This window comes from uncultured Campylobacter sp. (genome assembly GCF_937890585.1).
Lineage (GTDB): Bacteria > Campylobacterota > Campylobacteria > Campylobacterales > Campylobacteraceae > Campylobacter_A.
In genome coordinates, this window is sequence record NZ_CALACG010000322.1 from 1 (window position 1) to 5,570 (window position 5,570).

Consider the following 5,570-nt stretch of genomic DNA (forward strand, 5'->3'; position numbering starts at 1 on the left):
AAATTTTAAAGAAAGGGAAACTGCAAAAAGGGCAGTTAAAGTATCGATAAGTAGGACATCTATGGTGTCACGGGGGAGACTTGAACTCCCGACCTCCGGCTTATGAGACCAGCGCTCTAACCAGCTGAGCTACCGTGACAACTTAAAATAAGTTTTGGATTATACAACCTAAGAACTTATTTTTAGCTAAAATTTATCTCACTCAAATTTTATAGATAAAAAAGCAAATTTGACTGCAAAAGCAGCCAAATTCAGTTAAGCTTTTTTAGTGAAAAATCCAACGTAGATAGCGTATATAAAACCGATAGCTACGGCATACGGGGCAAAAGGTGTGATGCCAGCTCCTGAGCTTGCAAGCACGAAGTTATGACTTATAGCAGCACCTGCTCCCATACCTAAAACAAAAAGAGCAGAGCTTAAATTTCCAGCTCCCATCTGCACTAGGTGTTTGCCAGGGCAGCCATAGCTTAGGCTAAAGCAAAGACCAGCGAGCGTCATACCAAGGAAATTCCAAAGCATATCATTGTGAGCGATAGGCTGAGCTTCAAAACCAAATTTGTATTGATTTAGCACTAAATTTGTGATGCTTGCAAAAAGGACGATAGAGATGACGCCATAAAACATCGAAAAGTCACGCTCGAAAATTTTGCTTATTGCTCCCACTGAGCAAAATTTACTTCTTTGCATAAATGCACCGATGATAATGGCACAAATAAGAGAGATAAATAAATTTGCATGCTGTGAGCCTGGACCTTTTTCTGAGCTAAATAATGCGCCATTTTCGCCAAGTTTTAGACCAAAGATAAGTGCTATCAAAAGCAAAATAGCAATGATAGTTGGCAAAAATCCTATCGCCTTTGCGGTGGTTTCGCTCTCTGGCAAAATGTAGCCGTTTTTCTTAAAAGCTCGTCCCACAAAAACGCCAGCAAATAGGCCAACAACGCCAGCGATAGCGGTCATATCTCCGCCTCCAAGACGCAAAAACGCTCTCCAAGGGCAGCCTAAAAATATGAGGCAGCCTATCATCGCAAACACGCCTAAGAAAAACCTAGAAAATGCCGCACTACCAGATACTGGAGTGAAATTTCTGCTCCAAAGCACGCTAGCTAGAAAGCCTCCGATGATAAGCCCTAAAATTTCAGGCCTTAGATACTGCACGACTTTTGCTTGGTGAAAGCCAAGCGCACCCATGCTATCTCGTAAAAAGCAAGCCGCGCAAACACCCATATTTGCTGGGTTGCCAAAATGAACGAGCACTGGAGCAAGTATGCCAAGGCTCGCACCTGCGATGATGTAAAGCAATGTTTTGTTCATGTAAATTCCTGTGTAAAGGTAAAACCCGACCGGTTTCTTAAACGACATTTTAATAATCATTAAATAAAACAAAGATTAATTTTTTTAAGAGCAAAGTGGATAGAATATGCAAAAATTTCATAAAAAGGATAAATGATGAAAGATTTTATGAGCTATGCAGATAGCCTGAAAATTCTAAAAGATACGATAAATGCGTGGGAAAAGGTCGAAAAAGTAGCTATCACAGATGCGCTTGATAGAAATATCGCCTACGATGTCACAGCCGCTGAAAACTACCCAGCAAAGCCAGTTTCGGCGATGGATGGCTACGCTTTTGCCTTTAAAGAGGGCTTAAGTGAGCTTGAGCTCATCACCGATCTGCCAGCAGGTAGCGACAAAGGGCTACATGTAGAGGGTAGCAAATGCGTCAAAACCTTCACTGGCTCGTTAATGAGCGAAGGCACTGACACTCTTGTGCCGGTTGAAAATGTCGAGGTTAGCGGCTCAAAAATAATCATCAAAAAGAGCGTGCCAAAGGGCTTTGCCGTGCGAGCAGTCGGCGAGAGCTACAAAAAAGGCGAAATTTTAATAAAAAAAGGCACGCGCCTAACATACTCTGAGATCGCTCTTCTTGCCGAGCTTGGCGTCTTTCACGTAAGTGTTTTTATCCGCCCAAGAGTGGCGATACTAGCAACTGGCAGCGAGATAAAAGACCTTGGCGAACCGCTTGATAGTCCAGCGCAAATTCACAGCTCAAACCACGTAGGTATCGCTATGCAGATACGTAAAATGGGCGCAGAGCCGATCATCTGCGAGATCGTAAGAGATAAGGCCGAGCTTGTCGAAAAAGCGATCATAAATGCGCTAAAATCAGCCGATATCTTGGTGACTACTGGCGGTATCAGCATGGGAGACTATGACTTTGTAAAGGGCGCTTTAAATGAAAACTTTAAGCTCATCATCGAGGGCGCTGCGATAAAACCAGGCCGCCATATCAGAGTGGCAAAATCAGGCGACAAATATATCTTTGCGCTGCCTGGATTTCCTTACTCGGCGATGGTTATGTGCGTGCTTTACGTTAGAGTGCTTATAAACACTTGGTTTAGCCAAGAAGAGCCAAAGATCACGGCGATAATGGACGAAGACTACAAAAAACGCTCGCCATTTTTGGAATTTACAGCGGTAAATTTAGAAAACAGAGATGGCAAAATTTTCGTAAATTTAGACGGCAAAAAGCTAGGCAGCTCAGCCATCGTAAATAACCTAACCAACGAAGCGGCACTGCTTATCATCCCAAAAGAGACGGAATTTATCGCAAAAGGTGAAGTGGTAGAAGTTTTAAAGATGCCTTGCTAAGGGTAAAATTAAATTTGCCAGAGTTATTTTGGCAAATTTAGAGTAAAAAGCAGGGAAACTCCCTGCTGTGATTATTTTTCTTCGTTTGTTTTGATGTAAGCGTAGTCAGACATTTTTGTCCACTCTCTTGCTTTTTTTAGGAAAGCTCTTTGAGACTCGACGATCTCTTTAAATAGTGGATCTTTTGCGCTCTCTTCATCAAGTAGCTCGTTTGTAGCCTTTTTAAGAGCTGCGATGACTTCAGCTGGGAAAGTTTTTACTTGGATGTCTGGATACTCGCTCTTCATTTTGTCCCAGTATTCGACATTTGAGTAAAATACCTTTGTATTTGCATTGCTTGCCACCTCTGCAGCTGCTGCTTCGAAGATCGCTTTTAGGTCATCTGGAAGTTTTTCGTATGATTTTTTGTTAAAGAAAAACTGAGTTTCGCCGTTTGGCTCTTGCCAGCCTGTGTAGTAAAATTTAGCCACTTTGTGAAAACCAAGCGCCATGTCGTAAGCTGGGCTAACCCACTCGACCGCGTCGATCGTACCCATCTCAAGCGCCATATATAGCTCGCCAGTTGGGATAGTGTTGATATTTGCGCCAAGTTTAGAGAAAATTTCGCCACCAAAGCCTGGAATTCTTATCTTTAAGCCTTTGATATCATCAACTGACTTGATCTCTTTTTTAAACCAGCCGCCCATTTGCATGCCAGTGTTGCCAGCTCTAAAAATTTTGATGTTATATGGGTCAAAAACTTTCGCCTCTAGCTCTTTTCCGCCGCCAAATTCATACCAAGCTGTTTGCTCGTCGGTATTCATCATAAATGGCGTTGCTGTAAAGAACATAGTCTTAGGGTCTTTGCCTTTGTAGTAGTAGCTAGCTGTGTAGCCGATGTCGTATTGACCGCTTTTTGCAAAGTCTAGCATCGCAAAAGGTGACTTGTGTTTTGATGGGTAGTCGATCCTGATCTCGATGCGGCCATTACTCATCTTTTCGACCTTCTCTTTTAGCTCTTTTGGCACTTCACCAAGCACTGGCATAGTGCTCTCCCATGAGCTTGCAAGCTTGAGCTTGTAGACTTTGTCATCTCCCATAGCAGCACAAGCAAGAGCCGCTAGTCCAAGAGATGTTAATAAAAATTTATTCATATTCTCTCCTTTAAAAATTTTGCCTATTATACAAAAAATTTACATTATTAAATTGTGTTATAATCGCAAAAATCAAATTACAGGGCATAAAAATGATAAAAAAGACGAAAATTGTAGCGACTTTAGGGCCAGCAAGTGACAATGAAGAGACGATGGAGGCGATGGTTAGAGCAGGTGTTAATGTTTTTCGTTTAAATTTCAGCCATGGAACACACGAATACCACAAATCAAACATCGATAAGATCAGAAATGTCGAGAAAAAGCTAAACAAACGCATAGGTATCTTGCAAGATATCTGCGGACCAAAGATAAGAGTTGGCAAGCTTAGTGAGCCATTTTACTTGCAAGCTGGCGACGAGCTAAGCATATACGCAGAGGATATCGTAGGCGAAAAAGTTGCAAAAGGCGTTTATAAAGTGAGCCTAAATCAGCCTCAAATTTTACCTATGCTAAAGTCTGGCGAGTATGTCTATCTCTACGATGGCTCGATCAGAGCAAGAGTTATAGGCGAGGGCAAAGTAGTCGTAAAAACCATCATCGAAAATGACGGAATTTTAAACTCAAACAAAGGTGTAAATTTCCCAAATACTACCCTTGGTATCGAGATCATCACGCCAAAAGATAAAGAGGATATGGAATTTGGCGCAAAACACGGCGTAAATTTCGTTGCCATTAGCTTCGTACAAGACGCAAATGACGTGATAAAAGCGAGAAATATCTTAAAAGAATTTGGCTCCAAAGCGGCTATCTTATCTAAGATCGAGAAATTTGATGCGGTCGAAAACATAGATGATATCATCGCTAAAAGCGACGGTATCATGGTAGCTCGTGGCGATCTTGGCATAGAAGTGCCATTTTACAGGGTCCCAACCATACAAAAGCTCATCATCAAAAAGGCAAATGCAGCCAGCAAGCCAGTCATAACAGCAACGCAGATGATGCTAAGTATGGCAGAGCATGAAACTGCTACAAGAGCGGAGATCAGCGACGTGGCAAACGCCGTGCTAGACGGCACTGACGCAGTTATGCTAAGCGAGGAGAGTGCGATCGGCAAAAACCCAGTCGCAGTCGTAGAGGCGATGAGCAAAACGATCATACAAACGCAAAGCATCTATCCATACAATAAATTTGACGAATTTGACTTTTTTGACGAGACAGATATGGTCGCAAATAGCGCAGCTTCGCTAGCCGTTCGCATCAAGGCAAATGCGATACTCTCTATCACAGGCTCAGGCAAATCAGCCATAAAACTAGCTAGAAACCGCACAAGTATCGACATCATCGCTATCGCGCACGACGAGCAGACAGCTCACATGCTTACCCTTGCTTGGGGTGTGACGCCAGCGCTCGTGCTTGAAAAGACAAAGCTAAATGTCCTTCTTGCAAATGTCATCAAAAAGGCCTACGACGCTGGATACGTTGAGCATGACAAGACCTATCTCGTCACAGCTGGCCACCCAACAGGCGTAGAGGGCAGCACAAACCTCATACGTATCATCAGACGTGACCAGCTTGATTATTACCTTGATCTTGCAACCGAGTAAATTTATGGATTTAGTGCCTGATATTTTGGGCACTAAAATTTCTTTTAAATTTAGAGCCGTGATATGCCAGCTCTAATTTTAAAATTTGCTTGAGTTTTTTAACTGCATGTGGTGCGACAGCACATTCGCATGCCTCTCTAACGTGCGAGGGGTTTTGCTCGGGCTTTGCCTCGTAACTGCGAGCAGACGAGGGATTTAAAAAGGAGTATAAGGTGACGAACTTCGTGTCTGCCCTGCAGTTGCG

5 protein-coding genes and 1 tRNA gene are annotated in these 5,570 nt (G+C 42.8%); 2 read left to right on the forward strand and 4 right to left on the reverse strand.

Annotation, left to right across the window (positions count from 1 at the left end; all coding sequences use genetic code 11):
* Positions 1-62 precede the first annotated feature (62 nt).
* Together Q0296_RS09690 and yedE are read right to left on the reverse strand one after the other, a co-directional pair.
* Positions 63-139: transfer RNA gene (locus Q0296_RS09690), tRNA-Met, on the reverse strand.
* Between the two features lie 116 nt (positions 140-255).
* Complete coding sequence (yedE, locus tag Q0296_RS09695; RefSeq protein WP_298039974.1) at positions 256-1,314, reverse strand: YedE family putative selenium transporter; 1,059 nt, start codon at positions 1,312-1,314, stop codon at positions 256-258.
* 135 nt (positions 1,315-1,449) lie between these two features.
* Between yedE and Q0296_RS09700 the strand changes: the two genes are divergently transcribed.
* A complete protein-coding gene (locus Q0296_RS09700) occupies positions 1,450-2,649 on the forward strand; it encodes a molybdopterin molybdotransferase MoeA (protein WP_298039976.1) in 1,200 nt (399 codons plus the stop codon).
* Between the two features lie 71 nt (positions 2,650-2,720).
* Here Q0296_RS09700 and dctP read toward each other — a convergent pair whose 3' ends face one another.
* Entirely contained in the window at positions 2,721-3,782 is a 1,062-nt protein-coding gene (gene dctP, locus Q0296_RS09705) for a TRAP transporter substrate-binding protein (protein ID WP_298039979.1), read from the reverse strand.
* Positions 3,783-3,874: 92 nt separating this feature from the next.
* On the opposite strand from dctP, the gene pyk reads away from it, so the two are divergent.
* A complete protein-coding gene (gene pyk, locus Q0296_RS09710) occupies positions 3,875-5,326 on the forward strand; it encodes a pyruvate kinase (RefSeq protein WP_298039982.1) in 1,452 nt (483 codons plus the stop codon).
* A gap of 10 nt (positions 5,327-5,336) precedes the next feature.
* Here pyk and Q0296_RS09715 read toward each other — a convergent pair.
* On the reverse strand, positions 5,337-5,570 hold a 234-nt coding region (locus tag Q0296_RS09715), incomplete at its 5' end, for a hypothetical protein (protein WP_298039985.1).

What these genes read in the sequence shown, in the direction of transcription:
- yedE (WP_298039974.1), bottom strand. Translation starts at nt 1,314, where the DNA reads ATGAACAAAACATTGCTTTACATCATCGCAGGTGCGAGCCTTGGCATA.
- Q0296_RS09700 (WP_298039976.1), top strand. Translation starts at nt 1,450, where the DNA reads ATGAAAGATTTTATGAGCTATGCAGATAGCCTGAAAATTCTAAAAGAT.
- dctP (WP_298039979.1), bottom strand. Translation starts at nt 3,782, where the DNA reads ATGAATAAATTTTTATTAACATCTCTTGGACTAGCGGCTCTTGCTTGT.
- pyk (WP_298039982.1), top strand. Translation starts at nt 3,875, where the DNA reads ATGATAAAAAAGACGAAAATTGTAGCGACTTTAGGGCCAGCAAGTGAC.